The sequence below is a fragment of the Campylobacter sp. W0014 genome, assembly GCF_020135975.1.
Lineage (GTDB): Bacteria > Campylobacterota > Campylobacteria > Campylobacterales > Campylobacteraceae > Campylobacter_D.
Genome location: NZ_JACHTR010000123.1, coordinates 1 through 292 on the forward strand (window position 1 = coordinate 1; position 292 = coordinate 292).

A 292-nucleotide genomic window follows, 5' to 3' on the forward strand; every position below is an offset into this window, starting at 1 on the left:
AGGCTATGCACAAGATGGTTGGTTTGACGCAGATATTTATGCAATGGAAAAAGGAATTAAATGGCAAAATTCTGTTATAGGTTATGGTGGAGCTTGGTTTGATAATCAGTTTAATCAAGCAAAAGCTAATGGCTGGAAAGCAAGTAGTGAAAGTATTAATTCTTATGTTGGATCTATAATGGATAGATTAAATAATCTCATAGGACAAACTAGGGTTTAAACTGATTTATAATAAAAAATATTATCTTAATAGATAATTCTTTTAAAATTATCTTTAAAAACTATTTTTTAC

Annotated in this window: 1 pseudogene; it reads left to right on the forward strand. The window is 27.7% G+C overall.

The window, feature by feature from the left end:
* Nucleotides 1-220: pseudogene (locus H2277_RS09235) on the forward strand (hypothetical protein); the annotation flags it as partial.
* Nucleotides 221-292: the final 72 nt, after the last annotated feature.